Source organism: Lascolabacillus sp. (assembly GCF_028696275.1).
Lineage (GTDB): Bacteria > Bacteroidota > Bacteroidia > Bacteroidales > Dysgonomonadaceae > Proteiniphilum > Proteiniphilum massiliensis.
Window position 1 is genome coordinate 43,477 of record NZ_JAQVHI010000008.1, and the last position, 21,741, is coordinate 65,217.

At 37.1% G+C, this 21,741-nt stretch carries 20 protein-coding genes; 9 read left to right on the forward strand and 11 right to left on the reverse strand.

The window, feature by feature from the left end; all coding sequences use genetic code 11:
* Nucleotides 1–10: 10 nt before the first annotated feature.
* Together tsaE and porX are read right to left on the reverse strand one after the other, a co-directional pair.
* Nucleotides 11–424 (reverse strand): tRNA (adenosine(37)-N6)-threonylcarbamoyltransferase complex ATPase subunit type 1 TsaE, encoded by a 414-nt coding sequence (gene tsaE, locus PHO43_RS03780; RefSeq protein WP_053827117.1) that lies wholly within the window; start codon nucleotides 422–424, stop codon nucleotides 11–13.
* 6 nt (nucleotides 425–430) lie between these two features.
* Complete coding sequence (porX, locus tag PHO43_RS03785; protein WP_045090487.1) at nucleotides 431–1,996, reverse strand: T9SS response regulator signal transducer PorX; 1,566 nt, start codon at nucleotides 1,994–1,996, stop codon at nucleotides 431–433.
* 284 nt (nucleotides 1,997–2,280) lie between these two features.
* Here porX and PHO43_RS03790 point away from each other — a divergent pair, with 284 nt between their 5' ends.
* The 7 genes from PHO43_RS03790 to PHO43_RS03820 all read left to right on the forward strand — a co-directional run bounded on the left by PHO43_RS03790 (nucleotide 2,281) and on the right by PHO43_RS03820 (nucleotide 7,352).
* Nucleotides 2,281–2,916, forward strand: a complete 636-nt coding sequence (locus PHO43_RS03790) for a 3-keto-disaccharide hydrolase (RefSeq protein ID WP_045090488.1) — start codon at nucleotides 2,281–2,283, stop codon at nucleotides 2,914–2,916.
* A gap of 59 nt (nucleotides 2,917–2,975) precedes the next feature.
* Entirely contained in the window at nucleotides 2,976–4,205 is a 1,230-nt protein-coding gene (rocD, locus tag PHO43_RS03795) for an ornithine--oxo-acid transaminase (RefSeq protein ID WP_053827114.1), read from the forward strand.
* Nucleotides 4,206–4,240: 35 nt separating this feature from the next.
* Nucleotides 4,241–5,164, forward strand: coding sequence for a citrulline utilization hydrolase CtlX (ctlX, locus tag PHO43_RS03800; RefSeq protein ID WP_053827113.1), 924 nt, complete (start codon nucleotides 4,241–4,243; stop codon nucleotides 5,162–5,164).
* A 98-nt stretch (nucleotides 5,165–5,262) separates the two neighbouring features.
* The gene (gene mscL / locus PHO43_RS03805; protein WP_045090491.1) at nucleotides 5,263–5,685 is read left to right on the forward strand and encodes a large-conductance mechanosensitive channel protein MscL; all 423 of its coding nucleotides are present in this window, start codon (nucleotides 5,263–5,265) and stop codon (nucleotides 5,683–5,685) included.
* Between the two features lie 266 nt (nucleotides 5,686–5,951).
* Nucleotides 5,952–6,347 carry a DUF6249 domain-containing protein gene (locus PHO43_RS03810; RefSeq protein ID WP_074010797.1) on the forward strand — a complete coding sequence of 132 codons (396 nt, stop codon included), beginning with the start codon at nucleotides 5,952–5,954 and terminating at the stop codon, nucleotides 6,345–6,347.
* Nucleotides 6,348–6,356: 9 nt separating this feature from the next.
* On the forward strand, nucleotides 6,357–6,923 hold the full coding sequence (locus tag PHO43_RS03815) for an RNA polymerase sigma factor (protein ID WP_045090492.1): 567 nt from the start codon (nucleotides 6,357–6,359) through the stop codon (nucleotides 6,921–6,923).
* A 3-nt stretch (nucleotides 6,924–6,926) separates the two neighbouring features.
* Nucleotides 6,927–7,352 carry a hypothetical protein gene (locus tag PHO43_RS03820; RefSeq protein WP_045090493.1) on the forward strand — a complete coding sequence of 142 codons (426 nt, stop codon included), beginning with the start codon at nucleotides 6,927–6,929 and terminating at the stop codon, nucleotides 7,350–7,352.
* A 22-nt stretch (nucleotides 7,353–7,374) separates the two neighbouring features.
* On the opposite strand, the gene PHO43_RS03825 is transcribed toward PHO43_RS03820, so the two are convergent.
* The 9 genes from PHO43_RS03825 to PHO43_RS03865 form a co-directional block, all read right to left on the reverse strand.
* A complete protein-coding gene (locus tag PHO43_RS03825; protein WP_045090494.1) occupies nucleotides 7,375–8,247 on the reverse strand; it encodes a polyphosphate kinase 2 family protein in 873 nt (290 codons plus the stop codon).
* 87 nt (nucleotides 8,248–8,334) lie between these two features.
* Nucleotides 8,335–9,933, reverse strand: coding sequence for a S41 family peptidase (locus PHO43_RS03830; RefSeq protein WP_045090495.1), 1,599 nt, complete (start codon nucleotides 9,931–9,933; stop codon nucleotides 8,335–8,337).
* 62 nt (nucleotides 9,934–9,995) lie between these two features.
* Nucleotides 9,996–10,493 (reverse strand): pantetheine-phosphate adenylyltransferase, encoded by a 498-nt coding sequence (gene coaD / locus PHO43_RS03835; protein WP_045090496.1) that lies wholly within the window; start codon nucleotides 10,491–10,493, stop codon nucleotides 9,996–9,998.
* 15 nt (nucleotides 10,494–10,508) lie between these two features.
* On the reverse strand, nucleotides 10,509–12,377 hold the full coding sequence (locus tag PHO43_RS03840; protein WP_045090497.1) for a DNA topoisomerase IV subunit B: 1,869 nt from the start codon (nucleotides 12,375–12,377) through the stop codon (nucleotides 10,509–10,511).
* A gap of 13 nt (nucleotides 12,378–12,390) precedes the next feature.
* Entirely contained in the window at nucleotides 12,391–13,524 is a 1,134-nt protein-coding gene (locus PHO43_RS03845) for an N-acetyltransferase (protein WP_045090498.1), read from the reverse strand.
* Between the two features lie 80 nt (nucleotides 13,525–13,604).
* A complete protein-coding gene (locus PHO43_RS03850; RefSeq protein ID WP_053827109.1) occupies nucleotides 13,605–14,993 on the reverse strand; it encodes an MltF family protein in 1,389 nt (462 codons plus the stop codon).
* A 139-nt stretch (nucleotides 14,994–15,132) separates the two neighbouring features.
* A complete protein-coding gene (locus PHO43_RS03855; RefSeq protein ID WP_288008936.1) occupies nucleotides 15,133–16,416 on the reverse strand; it encodes an ammonium transporter in 1,284 nt (427 codons plus the stop codon).
* Nucleotides 16,417–16,437: 21 nt separating this feature from the next.
* Nucleotides 16,438–16,788 carry a P-II family nitrogen regulator gene (locus tag PHO43_RS03860; RefSeq protein ID WP_045090500.1) on the reverse strand — a complete coding sequence of 117 codons (351 nt, stop codon included), beginning with the start codon at nucleotides 16,786–16,788 and terminating at the stop codon, nucleotides 16,438–16,440.
* A gap of 23 nt (nucleotides 16,789–16,811) precedes the next feature.
* Nucleotides 16,812–17,477 (reverse strand): TorF family putative porin, encoded by a 666-nt coding sequence (locus tag PHO43_RS03865; protein WP_288011358.1) that lies wholly within the window; start codon nucleotides 17,475–17,477, stop codon nucleotides 16,812–16,814.
* A 359-nt stretch (nucleotides 17,478–17,836) separates the two neighbouring features.
* Here PHO43_RS03865 and PHO43_RS03870 point away from each other — a divergent pair, with 359 nt between their 5' ends.
* Nucleotides 17,837–19,819 (forward strand): ComEA family DNA-binding protein, encoded by a 1,983-nt coding sequence (locus tag PHO43_RS03870; RefSeq protein WP_288008939.1) that lies wholly within the window; start codon nucleotides 17,837–17,839, stop codon nucleotides 19,817–19,819.
* 37 nt (nucleotides 19,820–19,856) lie between these two features.
* On the forward strand, nucleotides 19,857–21,731 hold the full coding sequence (locus PHO43_RS03875; protein ID WP_288011361.1) for an ABC-F family ATP-binding cassette domain-containing protein: 1,875 nt from the start codon (nucleotides 19,857–19,859) through the stop codon (nucleotides 21,729–21,731).
* Nucleotides 21,732–21,741 lie beyond the last annotated feature (10 nt).

Below are 21,741 nucleotides of genomic sequence, written 5' to 3' on the forward strand. Positions count from 1 at the left end.
TTAGATTTATCTACATTTCATCAATCATCCTGCTGCCATCTTCCGTTTCCTGTATTGAAACTCTGACAGTATTTTCAGGCAAAAGCGACTCTACCAGCTCAGGCCACTCTATCAAGCATAAATTTCCACTATAGAAGTAATCCTCGTAGCCAAAATCATACACCTCTTCAAGTTTATTTATACGATAGAAATCGAAATGATATATTGGCAAACCATTACCCCCTCTGTATTCATTAATTATTGCAAAGGTTGGACTACCCACTGTTTCTGTCACCCCAAGCTCTTCACATAGGGCTTTTATAAAAGTTGTCTTACCGGCTCCCATACTCCCATAAAAGGCGAAAACCCTGTTCTCTCCCATAATCTTCAGAAACTCACGGGCAGCAGTACTGATCTCATCTAAATTCTTTATTACAATTTTCACAATAGTCTATTTTGGTTTTAATAAAATAAAAGGCACCATCATCTCTTCCAGTGAAACTCCTCCATGTTGAAAACTGTTCTCAAAATGGGTCTCAATTTGATTATAATTATTTGGATAAACAAAAAAATCCCGATTTAGTGCAAAGATATACCTTGTACTAATATTTGGTTCAGGTAATCCATAATTGGACGGATGAATTATATCAAATACTCTCTTGGGATCATAAGCCAGATTCTTTCCAAACTTATATCTTAAATTGGTGTTTGTCTCTCTGTCACCTACCACTTTTAATCCATTCTTGACCCGTATTGAGCCATGGTCAGTTGTAAGCACAGCCTTATAACCGGCACTTGAAATTTTTTTAAGTAACGACACTATAGGAGAATGCATAAACCACGATCTTGTAAGTGAGCGATAAGATGCCTCATCAAAAGTCAACTCCTTAATCATTTTTAGTTCACTCCTGGCATGAGAAAGCAGGTCTATAAAATTATAGACGATAACATTAAGATCATACTTCTCAAGCTCCCTGAATTTATCTGATAATTTACTTCCTTCTCTTATAGTATTTACTTTGTGATAAGAAAATGAGCTTGTTAGCCCACCCCTATGTAACTGAGATTCTATAAGCAGATCCTCATAACCGTTCTTGGTGTTATCATCCGACTCATCTATCCAAAAGTCGGGGTATCTCTCTGAAATTTGTTTAGGCAGTAGCCCTGAAAAGATACTATTTCTTGCATAAGGCGTAGCAGTAGGTAAAATACTGAAATAGAGATTTTCCTCACAATCGAAATTTTCATAAACTATATCCTTAATTACCTCCCACTGGTCGAAACGGAAATTATCAATAAGTATAAAAAACAATTTCTCCCCTTTATCAAGGATAGGGAAGACATATTTTTCAAACAGGTCAGGACTGATAACCGGTCCTTCCTCACTCCCCTCTTTTTCACTTAACCACCTGTTTATCCATCGTTTGTAGTTTTCTCTTACAAACTTTGCAAATGCTATATTAGCTTCCGATTTTTGCATTTCCGGGAGCTCTTTTACAGGATAATCATATCGCTCTAGTTCAATCTCCCAGAAGACTAGTTTTCTGTACAATTCTATCCAGTCGCTGTCAGTTCTACTGCTCTTAATTGCCTCATCCAGGAGATTATATTCCTTTCTGTAGGTCTCTGAAACAGTCTCAGAAACAAGCTTCTTTTTGTCCAGTATTTTCTTGATTGAAGTAAGTACCTGAGTAGGGTTAACCGGTTTTATCAGATAGTCGGCAATTTTTTTACCAATTGCTTTATCCATAATACCCTCATCCTCACTTTTTGTAATCATTACAACAGGTACATTTGGAGACCTCTCTTTAATCTCAGCAAGAGTTTCCAATCCCGTCAACCCTGGCATGTGTTCATCCAGGAAAATCAGATCATATGACTTAGATTTGCACTTATTGATGGCGTCATGCCCATTGGTAACACATTCCGTGGTATACCCCTTTTCTTCTAAAAAAAGTATATGAGGCTTCAGGAGGTCTATTTCATCATCGACCCATAGAAATTGTGCTTTATTCATTTTTTGTTATCCCCTGGAATGCATGCATACTCATTTGGGACAAATTTATGCATTTCCAAACTTTCTCACAATCTTTTTCAGAATTTTAGTAGAGCTTCTCTTAACAGACTGATGTTTACAGGTTAACTTTTGAATCAACAGATTGAACTGTTGAATTTAATCCCTATCATTATTAATTGTAAATAAAAAGTGTATTTTTGTAAAGAGTAGTGATAAAAAAGATCTGGAGTTAATCCAACAGAAGAGCATAATCCAAAAAAGAATTCAATTAATATTACTTACTTATGAAATTATTAAACCTTTATGCAGCTTTTTTATTTTTAGCAATCTTTTTAACAGCCTGCACACAAAAATCGAATGAAATTTTTAATGGCAAAGACCTGTCAAACTGGGAGTTTGTAGTTGAAAACAATGCTGTTCATGCTGAAGAGGTCTTTTCTTTAAATGATGGCATTATCAAAATTAAAGGTGAACCATTTGGTTACATGTATACTAAAGAGAAGTATGCAGATTTCACTTTGGACCTGGAATACAGATGGGTAGGCGAAGCAACCAACAGTGGTGTTTTCTTTCTGATAGAAGAGACTAATAATCCATTCCCTAAAGGTGTTGAATGTCAACTTATGGCAGGTAAGGCAGGTGATCTGGTATTGCTCTCCGGAGCTGATTTGAATGAGTATGTACTGCCCGAAGGTGTTGAGGAGAGACCAGCATTTCCTGTAATTGAAAAACAAAATCCATCGAGTGAAAACGCTACGGGAGAGTGGAACAAGGTTCAGATAACTGTAAAAGATGGCAATATTACCGTAAAAGTAAACGGAGTACTGCAAAATATTGCTTCAAGCAATGTTAAAGAAGGGCATATCGGACTGCAAAGCGAAGGTAAAGCTATAGAATTCAGAAACCTGGTTATCAGCTAGAAGTTCTATATTCAAATTATACCAGGTGTTTTATTGTGTGAAACTAATTATTCGAGAATATGATAATATCAACACTGTCAAAGAAATATATCGATCAGGAAGAAAAATATGGTGCTCACAATTATCACCCGTTACCGGTAGTATTGGCAAGTGGAAAAGGATGCTATGTCTGGGATGTTGATGGGAAAAAGTATTATGATTTTCTATCAGCATATTCAGCAGTGAACCAGGGACATTGCCATCCCAAAATAGTTAATGCACTGAAAGAACAAGCTGAAACACTCTGCCTCACCTCACGTGCATTTTATAATGACACGCTTGGTCCATACGAAGAATATATTCATGAATACTTTGGATATGATAAAGTATTACCGATGAATACCGGTGCAGAAGGGGTTGAAACAGCTCTTAAACTGGCTCGTAAATGGGGGTATTTAAAAAAAGGGATACCCAAGAACGAAGCAATTATTGTTGTTTGTGAAGGCAATTTTCACGGCAGAACAATTACGATTGTCTCATTGTCAACCGATCCAGATGCTCGTGCGGATTATGGACCTTATACTCCCGGGATTGAAGTTATTCCATACAATAACAGTGAAGCACTCTCATCGATATTTCAGGAAAAAGGAGAGTCAATTGCCGGTTTTCTTGTAGAACCAATACAGGGTGAAGCCGGGGTGTTTGTCCCTGATGAAGGTTATCTGAAAGAGTGCTATAATCTTTGCAAAAAACATAATATCCTTTTTATTGCTGATGAAGTGCAGACTGGAATTGCTCGCACAGGCAGATTATTATGCTGTGATCATGAAGGTATCAGACCTGACATTGTAATTCTGGGTAAAGCCATTTCAGGTGGAGTATTGCCAGTCTCTGCTGTATTGGCTGATGATGATATCATGCTTACGATAGAACCTGGTCAGCATGGCTCCACTTTTGGAGGATTCCCATTAGCCTGCAAAGTTGCTACTGCCGCACTTGAAGTTGTGAAAGAGGAAAATCTTGCAGAAAAAGCTGAATATTTAGGCAGGATATTTCGACAAGAGCTTGGTAAGATAAAAAGTCCCTTTATTAAAGAGATTAGAGGAAAAGGTCTGCTCAACGCCATTGTAATTGAACCTCATAATGGAAAAGAGGCGTGGGATGTATGTTTGAAAATGGCAGAGAATGGGTTGCTTGCAAAACCAACACATGGACATATCATACGTTTTGCACCCCCTCTCATAATTACAGAAGAGGAATTAAATGATGCTATTGGAATAATAGCAAAATCATTAAAATTGCTTGAATAATAACCAGTTACTTCTCATATATATATAGATTCAATATGCAGACAACATCAAAGATTCTTATGGTACGCCCTGCACGTTTTGCCTTTAATGAAGAAACAGCAGAGAACAACTACTTTCAGATACGATCCGAGTTATCAGATCAGGAATCTGAAAAGGAAAGAATTGCAGAGGAGGCAATTAAAGAGTTTGATGCTTTCGTTAATCTACTTAGAGCAAATGATGTTGATGTCACAGTTGTACAGGACACTCCTGATCCGTATACACCTGATTCAATATTCCCGAACAACTGGTTTTCGTCTCATTTCTCTGGAGAATTGGTACTCTATCCAATGTTCGCCCCAAACCGCAGGCTGGAGCGAAAGCCACACATCATAGAACTGCTTAAAAGAAATATGAACCACAGGAAAGTGGTAGATTTTACTTTTTGGGAGAATGAAGGTGAGTATCTTGAGGGCACTGGAAGTATGGTATTTGACAGACGTAAGAAAATTGCATATTGTTGTCGTTCACCACGTACATCAGAGAAAGTACTGGCCGATTTCTGCTCCAGAATGAATTTCCAGCCTGTTATTTTTGATGCAGTTGATAAAAACAATAACAATATTTATCACACAAATGTGATGATGGCAATAGGTATGCAGGTTGCTGTAATATGTCTTGAATCGATTAAAGATGAGGATGAGCGAAAAAAAGTTATTTCACAGTTAAACTCAACAGGTAAAATAATTGTTGATATTTCATTAGAACAGGTTTCACAATTTGCCGGAAATATGATAGAAGTAAAAAGTAGAAATGGCAGTCCACTGATGATCATGTCAGCTTCTGCGCATAATTCCTTAACATCATCGCAGGAAAATATTATATCAACATATAACAGAATTGTATCTGCAGAACTAGGTACAATAGAGAAAAATGGCGGTGGTTCAGCACGTTGTATGATTGCCGAAATCTTTTATTAAGAACAACTATTTTTATTTTAAGACCTTAACAACATATATTAGAATATTTTTACTTTCTTTGCTATAAAGAGTATACAACCCTATTAATCAAAAGAACTATGTCATTTAAATCAGAACTAAAAGAATTTTTAATGCGCGGCAGTGTCGTAGATATGGCCGTGGGTATTGTAATTGGAGGAGCATTCGGAAAGATTGTTACTTCTTTTGTGAATGATATTTTAATGCCGCCACTGGGTTTACTAGGAGGACAAGGACAATTTGCCGACTTTAAACTAGTTTTAAAACAGGCTGTTATGGAAGGATCGGAAGTGATTACGCCTGCTGTAACATGGAACTATGGCTCGTTTATTCAGTCAGTTGTGGACTTTGCAATTATCGGAACAGCTATCTTCCTGGTTATTAAAGCTATGAATTCGCTAAAGAGGAAGAAAGTAGAGGAACCTGCTCCTGAAACCCCACCTGAACCTACCAAAGAAGAAGTACTTCTTACAGAGATTCGAGATTTACTAAAGAATAAATAATTATTTTGGTAAACCGCTAGAAGTCTATCGATCACAAAAAAATTTATTTAGTCCCGGCCTTTCAGTTCGGGACTATTTATATATAAACTCAAATGCACATCACGGATACATAATCCAAGGCCTCCTAATAAAAATATGTGGTAGATATGAAGATAATAGAAAAAATAGAAAGTCAGAAAAATATTTTGTTATTTTTGTAACCAATCCATCAGTGGATGAGTCCTATTTACGAAAACAAAAATATTTACATTTTAAAACAAATAATTATGGATGGTTTATGGATACCGATTGTTGCAATCATATGTACAATTGGATTGCCTATCGTTACAGGTTTAGTATTAGGATTAAGATGGATGCAGACAAGGAACGAAGAACGAATGGGGTTAATTAATCAGGGAATCATTCCTCCCGATACACCCAGAAGAAAATCAGATCCAAATAAGATGGTTTCACTCAGAAACGGAATTGTTCTAATTGCACTTGGTATTGGAATAATTGTTGGATTCTTGTGCTCAGAGTATATGGTTATAGGTATGGGTAATGAGTTTTGGGTCACCGGCGCAAGCGTGGTATTTTTCCTTGGTATAGGTTATCTGGCATATTTTATGGTAACACAGAAAATGTCAGTGAAGAATCAAAGAGAAGAGCAAGAACAGGAATAACACTTTTCAATGAACGAGAATCATTGTGTGCAACAAGTACTTTCAGGCAACACTTCCGCATTCTCTTACTTTGTTGAAACTTATCAGGATATGGCAATCACAATAGCCTATCGGATTTGTGGCAATATGCAGGATGCGGAAGATGTGGTGCAGGAGAGTTATGTAAAAGCTTATAGAAACCTGCACAGTTTTCGCTCAGAGAGTAAGTTCTCAACCTGGTTCTATCGTATAGTCTACAATACAGCTGTTTCACATACAAAATCACAGATGTGGCTCAGTACAAAGGAAACAGAGATTGAGAATGCTGTACAGATAGGTTATGATGCACTTGATATTAAGATAGAAGATGTTGAACGCAATGAAATGGTTGCCGACATCATGCAAAAGATTCCAAAAGGTGATGCACTCCTGCTAACTTTATACTACATGGAAGATAATCCTGTAAAAGAGATAGCAGGCATTACCGGATTGAATGAATCTAATGTAAAAGTGAAACTGTTCCGTGCCAGGAAATTGTTTAAGGAGTTGCTATTAAAGCATTACCGGGATGAGACGGAGAATGTGATTGTAAATTAAATAATGAAGAATGTTATAATGGAAAATAATGATAAAAATAATGCAGAAGAGATAATCAAAAAGATGATTGAATCTTCAAAAATAAAGGCTCCTGAGAATCTGAAATACAGGATTATGCATCAGATTGAGACTGAGAAAGCATTTTCTACACAAAAGATTAATGAGCAGGCATCTGATAAAAAAGCTACAGGAAATGTTTTAAAGGATCTTGCTTCTATTTTCGGGACTATGTATGCTGTTTTGGCTGTAATTATTGCAACAGCTTATTTTATAAAAGGAAGCGAATTCCTGTTTTCTATTCAGTTTTGGGGATCAATAGTTTTTGTAGCATCGATATTTAGCCTTTTATGGTTAATATCCAGACTGGATGCAAATTTAAAAGAGAAAAGATCTTCTGAAAATCTGCATGAGAAAAACAGTACTTATTAATTAAATTATACTGTTTAGTTCACTATTCGTTTTCTAACCTTACCTTCGCTTTCTCCAAAATCTCTGGTGATTCTGCTGGAGGGTAATGCAGGTCTAGTGATTTAAACAGCTCAAGTATTATTTCGCCAACAGCAACACGTGTAAAAAACTTTTTATCTGCCGGAATTACATACCATGGAGCATACTGTTTTGAAGTTTTACTAAGCATCTCTTCATAAGCGGCAGTATAGTCGTCCCACTGCGACCGTGCCTGCAAATCAGCAGAACTAAACTTCCAGTTCTTATCAGGTTCATTGATACGGTCAAGAAACCTTTGTTTTTGTTCCTCTTTTGAAATATTCAGGAAGAATTTCAATATCCTCATTCCATTATTATAGAGATGTTTCTCTATAGCGTTTATACTCTCATATCTATTATCCCAGAAGCTCTGATCTATTTTATCTACTGATCCATATCCCGGAATACGTTCATTAAGAATCCACTGTGGGTTAACTTTAGTAGCAAGTACATTTTCGTAGTGCGATCTATTGAAAATTTCTATCATTCCCCTCTGTGGTAATTCTCTGTAATGGCGCCAGAAGTAATCATGCTCAAGTTCATTTTTTGTTGGTGTCTTAAAGCTATGAACCATGCAGCCTTGTGGGTTTATACCCGACATAACATGACGAATCACTCCATCCTTTCCAGCAGCATCTCGGGCTTGCAAAATTATTAAGAGCGAGTACCTGTCATCAGCATAGAACATCTCCTGAAATTTCTTCAATTCCTTAATATTGTTCTTTATCTCCTCTTTTGCAGTTTTCTTATTATATCCACCATCCTCGAGAGTTGGGAAGTTGCTGAGCACCACCCTACTATCCTCTTTTACAAGAAGTTTGCTGTAGTTGTAATTCATCTCTTAATGTTTTGGTTAAAAAAATTCATTGGTAATATACTTATCTAAATCAGCTAATCAACCAATAGATTAATCAGCTGTTAAACTTTATACCCCTTGCAGCAACTGGTTGTAGAGCTTCTCATCAGAAATTATCTTCAGTCCTTCCAGGTAGATATCATTTTCATCATTTATAATTCTGAAGAAAGCAGATGAGTCATACAGATCTCTTGCCATCAAGGCTTTCAGTTGTACAAATATAAGATTCTGAGATTTTAAATATTCATCTTCATTCCACTCAACATCAACTTCAGCTGCAACAGTTTTTAACCTGTTTAACAAGTCATCAGAAATGTGGTACCCTTTATTAAATTCTTCTACATCAGAAAATTTACTTAAAAGAGATTTGCGGTTATTGTCAACCTCCCCAATTGCAACCCTGTTAATTACACCCCTTGCGTTTAGATTTGCATGGAACATTGTTCCGGAAGTTGTATCTATAGGTACATAATAGTCAGGCATTATACCACCCCCTCCATATACCGTACGCTCATTTATAAGAGTTTTATATTTAAGTGAATCAGGGAAATGAATACTGTCCACTTCAAACAATTCACCCTGATTATATCTGTTAATAAAATCCTGATTATATGCTTCAATGTTACCCTCCTCATATGGTTTCTGAATGCTCCTTCCCGAAGGAGTATAATATCTTGCAACAGTAAGGCGAATCATTGTTCCGTCAGGCAGTGGCAGTTGTCGCTGTACTAATCCCTTCCCAAAAGTTCTTCTACCTACAATAACCCCTCTGTCCCAATCCTGAATAGCACCAGCCAGAATTTCACTTGCAGAGGCAGAAGAGCCATTTACTAAAATTACCAGTTTTCCACCATTCAATTCATCAGTCCCAGTGGCATTCATTGTATATCTTGGCTGATTTTTACCTTCAGTATAAACAATAACTTTTCCCTCACCAAGAAACTCATCAGCAATTTCGTTGGCAGTCTGCAATATTCCTCCACCGTTATCTGTAAGATCCAACAAGAGATGCTTCATACCTTGCGATCTGAGTTTACTTTCAGCAGCTTTAAACTCATCAGCAGAGGAAATCCCAAACCTGCTCAGTCTGATGTAACCAATATTTTCTGACACCATGTATGCAGCGTCGATGCTGGTGATTGGAATCTTATCCCTAACTATCCTGAACTCAATCAAATCCTTTGACCCTCGCCTCAAGACCTTTACATTTACCGTAGTACCTTTAGGACCACGAAGCATCTTAACAACATCCTGGTTATTCATCTCAACCCCTGCAATCAGAGTATCTCCCACATATATAATCTTATCACCGGGCAATATCCCTACTTTCTGAGAAGGTCCACCTGCGATAACCTCCATCACATAAAGCGTATCTGTGAGCATATTAAATGATATACCAATACCATCAAAATTGCCCTGCAGTGGTTCATTCATTGCTTTAACCTCCTCTTCATTAAGATAGCTTGAGTGAGGGTCCAGCTCTCTCAACATAGCACGTACTGCAGATTCGGTAAGTTCTTTCGAATCAACATCATCCACATAAAGGTTTTTAATAAGTTGCAGTGTTCGCTCAAGTTTTATACCTTCTGGACTTGGTCTGAACTGTGCTGATGCACCAACAGAGGAAAGTAGAATACAAAGGAAAAGTCCGGTTATTTTTTTTAGCATCAATATGTCAAATTTTGTTGAGTAATACTACTCTATGTAAATGCAAGTTGTTATTTTATCACTTAATCAAATAATTTCATCCCTTTAGGTATAAAGCCAGTGATGTCGCGACCATACCTTAAAAGCTCCCTTACATGCGAGGAACTAATATGAGTCAGAGCCGGTTCTGTGAATAATACAAACGTTTCTATTCCGGAAATAGTTCGGTTCATATCCGCAATAGTTTTCTCATATTCAAAGTCAATTACCGATCTTATTCCCCTCAAAATATAGCGTGCTCCTACTTTCTCGGCAAATTCAATAGTTAAGGTATCATAGCTTTGCACGCTTACTCGAGGTTCATCTTTATATAATTCGCTTATCATTTCAATACGCTGCTGTAGCGAAAAATATGATTTTTTGGACTCATTGACCCCAATTGCTATTATAATCTTGTCCATCAGCTGCAGTCCCCTTCGCACAAGTGATTCATGTCCAATTGTAAATGGATCAAACGTACCTGGGAAAACAGCAATTCTGATATTATCCTGTGCCAGGTTTTCTGCTACTATTTCACTCATAATGCAAGATAATAATTAAGCTACAACATCCTCCTCTACAACAAGATTATCTATAATAAAAGCTTGTCTTTCCGGAGTATTTTTACCCATATAAAATTCGAGCAGCTCCTTTAGAAGGTCCTCTTTCTTCATTGTCACTTTATCGAGTCGGATATCTTCTCCAATGAAGTTTCTGAATTCATCAGGTGATATCTCTCCCAACCCCTTAAACCTTGTAATTTCCGGGTTAGGCCCAAGTTCATCAATAGCATTTATACGCTCTTCTTCTGAATAGCAATATATAGTTTTTTTCTTATTCCTAACCCTGAAAAGCGGAGTTTGAAAAATATAGACATGCCCCTTCTTGATCAAATCAGGGAAGAACTGAAGAAAGAATGTAAGCAAAAGAAGTCTGATATGCATACCATCGGTATCAGCATCTGTTGCAATAATAACCTTATTATATCGCAGACCATCCATATTTTCTTCAATATTCAGCGCAGCCTGAAGCAGGTTAAACTCCTCATTCTCGTATACGATCTTCTTTGTCAGACCAAAGCAGTTTAGAGGTTTGCCTCGCAGACTAAAAACAGCCTGTAGATTTGGATCTCTACTTTTAGTAATAGACCCGCTTGCCGAATCTCCCTCTGTTATAAAAATTGCCGTCTGATCACGCTGATCACCCTTTGGATCATTGTAATGAATTCTGCAATCACGAAGTTTCTTGTTATGCAGATTTGCTTTTTTTGCCCTTTCGCGAGCAAGTTTAGTAACACCTGCAATAGCTTTTCTCTCTTTCTCAGAATCCTGTATTTTTTTCTGCAGGATCTCTGCAGTATCCGGATTCTTATGAAGATAGTTATCAAGATCTCTTTTTAGGAAGTCGTTGATATACTTATTAATAGTAACACCATTAGGTTCCATATCTTTAGAACCTAGTTTGGTTTTTGTCTGCGACTCAAAAACCGGTTCTTCAACCTTTACACTAATAGCTGCTACGATACCGTTTCTTATATCTGAAAATTCATAGTTACGGTCGTAGAACTCCTTAATAACTCGTGCAGTAGCCTCACGAAAAGCTGCAAGGTGAGTACCACCCTGAGTTGTATGCTGACCATTTACAAAAGAGTAATACTCTTCGCCATATTGATTTGTATGTGTAATTGCTACCTCTATATCCTCTCCGAAAAGATGAATAATAGGATAAAGCTCCTCTGAAGTAAGATTTTCGTTAAGAAGATCCTCCAGTCCATTTTTAGAACTGTAATTTTTCCCGTTGAAGTTGATTGTGAGACCAATATTCAGGAAAACATAATTTTTTAGAAGAGGCTCAATATGTTCATCCCTATAATGATAATCTCCAAAAATTGCTCTGTCAGGTGTAAATTCCACCCTGGTGCCACTAGAGTTATTTGATGGTTCCAACTCACCGTCACTTAAAAGAGTTCCCTGTGAGAATGTTACAGTTTTGGACTGTCCATCCCTTGTGCTCACCATTGAGAAACTGGATGATAGTGCATTTACTGCTTTAATACCTACACCATTAAGACCCACAGATCTCTTAAATGACTTAGAATCGTACTTAGCTCCGGTATTCATTTTAGAACAAACATCCTTTACCTTACCAAGCGGAACCCCTCGCCCATGGTCCTGTACCATAACAGTATCGTTCTCTATAACAACATCAATAGTTTTTCCAAACCCTGTCATAAACTCATCAATTGAGTTATCGAGAACCTCTTTTAGAAGAACATATATACCATCGTCGGCCGATGATCCGTCACCCAGCTTTCCGATATACATTCCTGGTCGACGGCGGATATGCTCTTTCCACTCAAGTGTGACTATATTTTCTTCCTGATAATTATCCTGTAAAATCTTTAATTCTTTTTCTGCTTCGTTCACTTTTTACTCTCCCTTAAATATTTTTTATAAAGGCTCTTCTTCTCTTGTGCTGCTCATACTCTAAACCATTCCACATAGAATGAACTTTGCTGTTATCTTCAAGTTCAATATTACTTTCAGCCTTAGTCATTCCCAGTTTATTTGCAGCAGGTATAAATTCATTAAACATTAATGCATTAACACCTTTTCCCTGGTATTCCGGATCAACTGCTATCATAAGCAGATCGAGCACTCCATTATGCCCATTCCCTTTAAGAGCTTTGTAGAGATGATACCATCCATTGGGAAGGAATCTTCCCTTAGCCTTTCTCAAAGCATCAGACATACTTGGTAATCCAATTCCTACACCAACAAGTTTATTGTCATTCTGCCTCAGTACCAAGGTTACAAAATCAAGTCGTATCATCGGGATATACATATCCACATAATAATCTATCTGCTTGTCGCTTAATTCTACGTAACCATAAAGATCCTTATATGCATTGTTTATAAGGATGAACATCTCTCTTGCATATGGATAAACATCCTGTTTTCTCTGCAGGTGTTTAACTGTCAGTCCAAATCTTTTCTTTACAATCTCTCCCATTCTGGAGAATCGTTCGGGGACCTCTGGCGGGATCTGAATTAAGAACTCCACCCAATCTTTATCCTTTACATATCCCATTCTTTCCATATGCTTCTGGTAATAAGGATAATTGTATATGGTGGCCATTGTTCCCATTCTGTCGAAACCCTCAATGAGCATACCTTCATGATCGAGATCGGTGAATCCTAATGGACCATGAATTTTCTCCATACCTCTTGAGCGAGCCCAGCTTTCTGCTGCACCAAACAATGAATCAACTACATCTTCATCATCAATAAAGTCTACGAAACCAAATCGCGCATGCTTTTGATTCCATCTTTCATTAGATTTATAATTAATGATTACTGCTATTCTGCCCACTATTTCACCATCTCTGTATGCAAGAAAATAGGTGGCATCACAGTGGTCGAATGCCGGGTTCTTACTCCTGTTAAGAGTAGCTCTCTCATCATAAATTAAAGGTGGTACAAAATATTCATTTCCTTTATAGAGATCTATACCAAACTGGATGAACTTCATTAGGTCATCCTTAGAAGTGACTTTCTTAATTATGACTGACATATTTGATTATTTCTATTGGTTACACTCTTTGATACAATCACAAAGATAATGATTTTTTCATTTAACGATAATTCAAAAAATTATTCTTTAACCCTCTGCATGTAATGTTCCCATCTACTAACAACATCAATAACATAGTTCACTGTTTCATCCCCTCTGAAGTAGCCATTTTTACAGACAGGATCATTGTAATACTGCTCAAGTCGTTTCAATTGTATATATCTTTCCACGTTTCCAGCCCACACATCAGGATCAGCGCCATACTTCTCTGCCAGCGCCCTTGCATCAAAGATATGTCCTATTCCTCCATTATAGGCAGCCAACGCCATTTTTAACTGCTCTTTTGAATCATTTATTGGACTAAATACATTTAAAAGCATTTTCAGGTATTCCGAGCCTGCTCGAATATTTGTTTCAGGGTCAAAAATCTGATCTGCATCTACACCTAAAGATGATGCTGTTGAAGGCATCAGCCCCATTAACCCGGAAGCCCCTGCCCAAGAGTTTACACCACTGTCAAAAGTTGACTCCTGATATGAAATAGATGCCAGTAAACGCCAGTCGATTCCTGTCTGTTCACCATACCGCCTGAAATATATATCATATGGCGAAATCACCCCAAGTTCCAGATTCTCATTTATCGAAAACTGCCTTATTTCGGTATATCCTTTAGCCTCTTCGAAATAACGTTTTTCAATTCTAAGGTAAGCAGGTTCAGCTCTGGTTCTTTCAAACCAGCTATTAAGTGAATCTGCAAGTATGGGACTATTTTTTCTGACTGCCCATGAAGACCTCTGATCAAAGCTTATTTGAAGATGAACATCAAGGTTTCTGAAATAGGTTTGATTTAATTTTGCAAGATCATCATCAGATACTGTGAACTCAATTTCACCTCTCGAAACCATCCGAATCAGATCTTCCGTAACCAGTGAATCTCTATCAGCCCTGTCAATGATAATGCCACCACCCAGCTCTTTGTCCAGATTCATTAATCTGTCAAAATGCTTTGAATTATCAATTACCGTAACCTCCTTACCAATAAGTTCCACAACATCAGTGAGCATAGAATCCACCTGTCTCACTCTCTGCACCAGAACCTGGTGAGATGTTTGCATGAATCCTGCATAAAGAAAAGAGTCCTTCATCTGATTTGTTACCGGCAGATTATATGCAATTACATCACCCTTACCATTCTGAAGCATTCTAATCATTTCGTCCATATTCTCTGCCACAATTACATGAGGTGTGATTCCATGTTCCCTGCAGAAGTTGGATATCATATCATAATGATATCCCATTTCCTGATCGCGATAAATGAAATATGAGGTTGACGTATTTAGCGTAAGTACATGCAGCGTATCATTTTGTAATATTTGAGGAAAGTCGATGACTTCATTATGCTTACCTAATTCCCCGCATGAAAAAGAGAGGAAAATGATTATTAATGAGGCTAATATGTCTTTTAACATGATTACTTTAGAATTAAAACAGTCGTAAATTTACATGTTTTTATCTTTATATGCTCCAATTAACTGAGATAAAGCAAAAAAACAGGATGTCTTTATAAAAAACATCCTGTAATAAAGAGTAAAACATTAAACATTAATACTATTCGTATGCTATTTCTCCATGTTCAGAAATATCAAGACCTATAGACTCTTCGATTTCGCTGACTCTTATACCAACAAGTTTATCTACCAGATTGAAAAGCACCCAAGTCATTAACGCACTAAATGCAATTGTTGCAACTGTAGCTATAAACTGAATCCACAATTGATTCCAGTCACCATAAAGTGCCCCTTTTGCCCCACCTTCGCCTGTAATCTCCTGAGTGGCAAAAACCCCAATCAGAATTGAACCTATGATTCCTCCAACACCATGTACACCAAAAGCATCTAAGGAGTCATCATACCCAAACCTGAATTTTACATGAGCAACCATCCAGAAGCATATCAGACCAGAAGCAACTCCAATAACAATGCCCCCAAACACACCTGTAGAACCAGCAGCTGGAGTTATGGCCACCAAACCTGCAATAACACCTGTACAGAAACCAACTACAGTTGGCTTCTTATTAATAATTTGATCGAGAAGTGACCAGGTTAATGCTGCAGCAGCTGCCGCTAAATTTGTAACCAATATTGCATTAGCTGATATTCCATCAGCAGCTAATCCGCTTCCTCCGTTAAACCCTAACCAACCCATCCAGAGCAGAGCTGTACCTATTACTACAAATGGAATATTGTGAGGAGTAATTGGAGCTTCACCAGGAGTGTTCCACCCTTTTCGTCTTCCTAAAAGTACAGCCATCATCAGAGCTGAAACTCCGGCATTGATATGAACTACAGTACCACCTGCAAAATCTATGGCACCTAATTCACCAATCCATCCTCCACCCCATACCCAGTGAGCTAATGGATTATATACCAGTAATGCCCAAAATACTGAGAACAGAATGAACCCTTTAAACTTAATACGTTCTGCAAAAGCTCCAATTATTAAGGCAGGAGTTATTACTGCAAACATTCCCTGAAATGAGACAAACAATAACTCTGGAATTGAATATCCCTCAAGTATATCATTAACACCAACAGCGCTAAGAAATATTTTATCAAATCCTCCGATAAATAGATTTGCAGAACCGCCACTTGAAGTAAAAGCGAGACTATATCCTATAATAACCCACTCTATAATTATTACTGCAGTAAGTATAAGACACTGCATCAATACACTTAAAATATTCTTGCGTCTTACCAGTCCACCATAAAAAAGTGCTAATCCTGGAATTGTCATCATCAGTACAAGGATGGTTGCGACAACGATCCATGCTGTATTTCCACTATCTAAAACTGATTCCACTACCTGTTCTGTCATATATAATTCTTCACTCATAAATTACAATTTTTAATATTTTTACTTTTGCTTGTCATATAATGATTCATCACCTCTATCGCCTGTTCTGATACGTATGGACTGATCGATAGTGGAAACAAAGATCCTTCCGTCTCCACTTTCACCAGTATAGGCAGATTCAAGAATAGCATCAATTGATTTCTGAACATTAATTTCCCGGACTACAAAAGAGATAAAAATACGGTCTATGGCATTTACATCATATGCAATACCTCTGAAGATAAGACCTTGAGTTGCGGTTCCCTGTCCTTTCACCTCCCACCAGGAGAGGAAGTCAATATCAGCATTATGCAATGCTTTTCGGACCTCATCGAACTTCGACTTACGAATAATTGCTTCAATTTTTTTCATATTATTTTATTTATAGTGCATTATTAAAACTTCATTCCAAAAAGTAGGAAAACGTCCTTAGAATCAGGATTAAGAACTGCCTGAGTATAAACAGGAATTGAAAATGAGTCACTTAAAGATATCTCTTTAGTTGCCTTAATAGCAGTAACCACAACAGCAAAACCATCTGAATAATACCCCGCTGCAGGAGTAGCACCTAATATCAGATCTATATCGACAAAAGATGTGGGGATAGAGTAACTTGCTTCAAAATAACTAGAGTAGTCATCATCACCTATAAAATTAGTATTCCATACAAAAGATAGCGGGACAGACTCTCCTAGAGAGAAGCCTAAAGTTGCTTCTACAACATGTTTAGAGAAATCAAAATAACTGATCTTCTCTATAGCAGGGAGATCATGCGGCAAAAAATAATCAGTTATAAAAAAATTAAAATTACCTATTGAATAGCTGGCAAAGAGGTCAAACTCTCTCCATGAAGCATTGAAGCTGGAAGAGCCCCAGACACCCAATGTAAAACCTCCCGAAGAGAGCGATATGCCTGGTTGAACTGAAGCAGGGCCAACATATAAACCTCGCCAGATATAAGAGCTTACAATATCTGCCTCAGCATTTACAGTTAACTCCTGTGACTTTACTAAACTAATTGATATAAAAATGGTAAGCAGTAAAACAAATAATCTATTCATACATAATTTTATTAAGTGAATAACCCAATTTCAATCTTATTGTAAATAATTAGCTGCAATAAATATTAAATAGACAGTAAAAGGACGTCCGCTGTGTCTTTTTGATTATATTATGCTGCAAATATAATCATTTAGATTTTATTTCAAAATATTTATGAACATTTTATTCATTATTTGTTAGTTTTTCAATCATTTTGTAATGCTGAACCTTATAAATCCTGCCATTTTGCACTGTTCCCTAAAAACCGAAATATTTGATTTTTTGATGTTTAACTGATATATTTGAGAAAATTGACTTAATAAAAATGAAAATCACGATATATTCTATTTTTTTGATATTCTATTTATTTACATTTAAAGTGGCTGGTCAAAATGAAAATTGGCGTGAATATTTGTCTCAATTGGCAGAAGAAGAGATTGAAAACTCTGTAGTAATTGAGAACATGTATGAAGAACTTTTAAACTTGGAAACAAACCCTTTAAACCTTAATACTGTAAAGAAAGAAGAGCTGGAGAGTATACCCTTATTAAGCAGTGAAGAGGTAAATATGATTTTTGATTTCCTTAAGCACAACCGCCCTGTAATGACAGTTTATGAGTTGAGGAATGTAAAAAAATTAAGCTATAGAACGATACAACTAATAATACCATTCTTTTATGTTGGGGAAGAAGATTCAGACAGTAACAGAGAGTATAAATTCAGTCAGCATGATATCCAGATAAGGTTTGACAAAACCCTGACACCAAGGGCAGGATATGGGAGTTTCTCCGACAGCATACTTGAACGATACCCCAATCGTAAGTATAGAGGTGAAGACTTTTACAATTCAGTAAGATATTCTTTGAAATACAGAGAAAAAATTCAAATGGGAATTACTGCTGAAAAAGATGCCGGAGAACCGCTTCTCAAACAGGGCTATAAAAAAGGATATGACCATTATGGATTTCATTTCATAATTAATAATTCAGGTAGACTTAAAACTTTGGCAATAGGAGATTATAGAATCTCTTTTGGACAAGGGCTGATTCTTAATAATGACTTTCCCGGAAGCAAATCATGGAGCATTGACAATGTTGCTAGACGTACAACTGGTCCAAAGAGGCATTTCTCTACTACAGAATATGGCTTCTTCAGAGGTGGTGCAGCTATGTTTGAATTTAACAATGTATCGTTAACAGCATTCTATTCAAACAGACTAATTGATACTAACATATCAGACAGTGGTGAAATTACATCATTTAAAACCGATGGTCTACATCGCACTCCACTGGAGATAAGTAAAAAGAAAAATACACGAGAACAGGTTATAGGAACAAATATAAATTACAGATACAATCGTTTCCAGACAGGTATTAGCGGTGTATATCACATTTATAATAAAATGTATAATCCTGTATTAAGAGACTACAATAAGTATTATTTAAGAGATCAGTCAAACCTTAATGCGAGTATAGATTACTCATATCAGCTTCCAGGTTTTATTCTTGCCGGAGAAACAGCTATTGCAAAGAATGGAGCAGTTGCAACAATAAACTCGTTACAATATCGGCCTGTGACAGATATCTCTTTCACATTACTTTATCGCAAATACCCCATCACATACAATGCATTACATGCTCAGGCATTTTCAGAAGGAAGCAGGGTTCAGAATGAGAATGGCATATTTATAGCTACTGCCTTCAAACCAGTTAAAAGGTTAACTGTAAACTCATACCTGGACCTGGTAAGATTTCCGTGGAAGAAGTATGGTGTTAATGGACCTTCAAAAGCAATGGACCTATATTTTAAAAGCAGCTATACCTTTTCTGAGCATTCTTATATTGAAGCAAGATATAAGTTTAAAAGGAAGGAGAAGAATCTGGACAACCCCGAACTTGAAGAAAAGTCTGTATTGCCATACATTACTAATAAACTTCGTTTAAGGTATTCTCAGGAAAACAGCAGTGGGTGGAATTTTAGATCAACAGTAGATTTTGCCCGATACTATGCCAAATATCAATCTCATGAGAGAGGTGTGATGATCTCTCAAAACATTGGATTCAGAGGTGGAAAAGGCATAAATGTTGACTCATATTTAGCCTGGTTCAACTCTGACACTTATAACTCCAGGCTTTATTCATATGAAAGAAATATTTTAAGCACATTCTATATGCCATCTTTTTATGGAAAAGGGATCAGATTGGCGCTATCGGCCAAATTTGAGATTACTCCTCAGCTTACACTTTCTGCAAAAGCAGGGTATACAAATTACTTCAACCGAGATATAATTGGCTCCGGTACAGAGCAGATTAACGGTAACAGCAGAACTGATCTCTATACATACCTAAGATGGAGATTCTGATTGTTTTTTGTATTTTTGCAATCAAATTCTTTTATATATGCCCAATCCATTACTTCAAATTGACTCACTTACAAAAAGCTTTGGAGATCTTTTACTCTTCAAAGATATCTCTTTCGGAATAGCTGAAGGAGATAAGATCGGACTGATTGCAGCTAATGGTTCGGGTAAAACAACCCTGTTGAATATCATATCAGGGAAAGAACCATACGATAGTGGTAGAGTGGTATTCCGGAATGATATCAGGGTAGATTATCTTGAGCAGTCTCCGGAATTCAACCCTGATCTAACAGTACTGGAGGCATGCTTTAGCGCTGACAATGACATAGTAAGACTGATTGCAAGGTATGAAGATATAATCGCCTCGGATAATCAGAATGAACTGTCTCACATACTGGCAGAAATGGATCTGCATAATGCATGGGATTATGAGCAGAGGATTAAAAACATTTTATCTCAGCTAAAGATATACGACTTCCATCAAAAGATAGGTGAGCTGTCCGGTGGGCAGGTCAAGCGTGTTGCGCTGGCAAACGTATTGATCAGTGAGCCGGAACTGATTATACTTGATGAGCCTACCAACCACCTTGATCTGGATATGGTTGAATGGCTGGAAGAGTATCTTTCCAGGAATAACATCAGTTTGCTGATGGTTACACATGATCGCTATTTTCTGGATCGGGTATGTTCGCAGATAATTGAAATTGATGATAAACAGGTATACTCCTACAAAGGCAACTACTCATATTATCTTGAAAAACGGGATGAGCGAATCCTGGCTCAGAACAGTGAGGTGTCGAGGGCTCAGAATCTAATGAGAAAAGAGCTTGACTGGATGAGACGACAGCCCCAGGCCAGAGGTACAAAATCAAAATCAAGAATTGATGCATTCTACACACTTGAGGAGAAAGCCAAAAAGCAGCGTGAGGAAAAAAGTATCCAGCTAAACTCTATAAATTCATATATAGGTAAAAAAATATTTGAGGCTAAGCATGTAACGAAAAGCTTTGGTGATATTAAAATTACGGATGATTTTAATTACAACTTTACCAGGTATGAAAAAATGGGTATTGTCGGCAATAACGGAACAGGCAAATCTACCTTTATAAAAATGCTATTGGGAGTAGAAAAACCTGACGAAGGATACTTCGAAATTGGTGAAACAGTAAATTTTGGATATTATAGTCAGGACGGCCTCCAGTTCGACGATCAGAAAAAAGTAATTGATGTTGTAACAGATATTGCCGAAGTTATTGATCAGGGTGATGGAAAAAAACTTACCGCCTCCCAGTTTCTTCAACACTTCATGTTCCCTCCTGAGAAACAGCACAACTATGTTTATAAGTTGAGCGGAGGAGAAAAAAGGCGACTATATCTGTGCACTGTACTTATAACCAATCCTAACTTCCTTGTACTAGATGAACCTACAAACGATCTGGATATTATAACATTGAATATTCTGGAGGAGTATCTTGCTTCATTCAAAGGGTGTCTGATTGTAATTTCTCACGACAGATATTTTATGGATAAAGTTGTGGATCACCTGCTTGTATTCCATGGAAATGCAAAAATTCAAAACTACCCGGGTAACTATACTCAATACAGAGAGTGGAAAGCTGAGGAAGACAAGAGACAGAGCGAAGTAGCTAAAATTGTTAAAACTGAGTCTGAGCCTGCTGACAGCAGAAAAAAAGAGGAAGTTAAAACTAAACTGACCTTCAAGGAGAAGCGCGAATTTGAATCACTGGAGAAGGAAATTGAAGAATTGGAAGAAGAAAAGAAGCTACTGAGTGAAGAGATTTCATCCGGAAAACTAAATACTGATGAATTACTGAGCAAATCTAACCGACTAACAGAACTACTAAACCTGATAGATGAAAAAACCATGCGATGGCTTGAACTGAGTGAGATTTAGAATCATTCCA

Excerpts from the sequence above, each read along its gene's own strand:
- porX (WP_045090487.1), bottom strand. The coding sequence starts at position 1,996 with ATGAATAAAGCACAATTTCTATGGGTCGATGATGAAATAGACCTCCTG.
- PHO43_RS03790 (WP_045090488.1), top strand. The coding sequence starts at position 2,281 with ATGAAATTATTAAACCTTTATGCAGCTTTTTTATTTTTAGCAATCTTT.
- rocD (WP_053827114.1), top strand. The coding sequence starts at position 2,976 with ATGATAATATCAACACTGTCAAAGAAATATATCGATCAGGAAGAAAAA.
- ctlX (WP_053827113.1), top strand. The coding sequence starts at position 4,241 with ATGCAGACAACATCAAAGATTCTTATGGTACGCCCTGCACGTTTTGCC.
- mscL (WP_045090491.1), top strand. The coding sequence starts at position 5,263 with ATGTCATTTAAATCAGAACTAAAAGAATTTTTAATGCGCGGCAGTGTC.
- PHO43_RS03810 (WP_074010797.1), top strand. The coding sequence starts at position 5,952 with ATGGATGGTTTATGGATACCGATTGTTGCAATCATATGTACAATTGGA.
- PHO43_RS03815 (WP_045090492.1), top strand. The coding sequence starts at position 6,357 with ATGAACGAGAATCATTGTGTGCAACAAGTACTTTCAGGCAACACTTCC.
- PHO43_RS03820 (WP_045090493.1), top strand. The coding sequence starts at position 6,927 with ATGAAGAATGTTATAATGGAAAATAATGATAAAAATAATGCAGAAGAG.
- PHO43_RS03825 (WP_045090494.1), bottom strand. The coding sequence starts at position 8,247 with ATGAATTACAACTACAGCAAACTTCTTGTAAAAGAGGATAGTAGGGTG.
- PHO43_RS03830 (WP_045090495.1), bottom strand. The coding sequence starts at position 9,933 with ATGCTAAAAAAAATAACCGGACTTTTCCTTTGTATTCTACTTTCCTCT.
- coaD (WP_045090496.1), bottom strand. The coding sequence starts at position 10,493 with ATGAGTGAAATAGTAGCAGAAAACCTGGCACAGGATAATATCAGAATT.
- PHO43_RS03845 (WP_045090498.1), bottom strand. The coding sequence starts at position 13,524 with ATGTCAGTCATAATTAAGAAAGTCACTTCTAAGGATGACCTAATGAAG.
- PHO43_RS03850 (WP_053827109.1), bottom strand. The coding sequence starts at position 14,993 with ATGTTAAAAGACATATTAGCCTCATTAATAATCATTTTCCTCTCTTTT.
- PHO43_RS03855 (WP_288008936.1), bottom strand. The coding sequence starts at position 16,416 with ATGAGTGAAGAATTATATATGACAGAACAGGTAGTGGAATCAGTTTTA.
- PHO43_RS03860 (WP_045090500.1), bottom strand. The coding sequence starts at position 16,788 with ATGAAAAAAATTGAAGCAATTATTCGTAAGTCGAAGTTCGATGAGGTC.
- PHO43_RS03865 (WP_288011358.1), bottom strand. The coding sequence starts at position 17,477 with ATGAATAGATTATTTGTTTTACTGCTTACCATTTTTATATCAATTAGT.
- PHO43_RS03875 (WP_288011361.1), top strand. The coding sequence starts at position 19,857 with ATGCCCAATCCATTACTTCAAATTGACTCACTTACAAAAAGCTTTGGA.